1 pseudogene is annotated in these 333 nt (G+C 68.5%); it reads left to right on the forward strand.

Annotated elements, in window-relative coordinates:
• Nucleotides 1–333, forward strand: a pseudogene (locus CVH10_RS18900) (Tn3 family transposase); the annotation flags it as partial.

Raw genomic sequence — 333 nt, forward strand, 5'->3', positions numbered from 1 at the left:
GGTCGATGCCCGTGCGAGTGGGCGCGATGCCTTCCGCGCGATCGACGCGAAGGTGGGCTGGGATCAGCTCGAACGCAGCATCCGCTTTGCCGAGGATCTGACGCGCTCGGCCGATGATGGCCTGGAAGAAGTGGTTGAACGCTACCCTGCGGTGCGGCGGTTCGCCCCGACCTTCCTTGCCGCCTTCACCTTCCGCACCGCGCGGTCGGGCGATCCGCTGCTCGGTGCGATCGAGGTGCTGCGCACGATGTACCGCGACGGCCGATCGGTCCTGCCGAAGCGGGTGCCTACCAGCTTCATCGAGCCGCGCTGGCGCAAGGTCGTGCAGACGGC

The sequence above is a fragment of the Halomonas sp. ND22Bw genome (assembly GCF_003011945.1).
GTDB lineage: Bacteria > Pseudomonadota > Gammaproteobacteria > Pseudomonadales > Halomonadaceae > Halomonas > Halomonas halophila.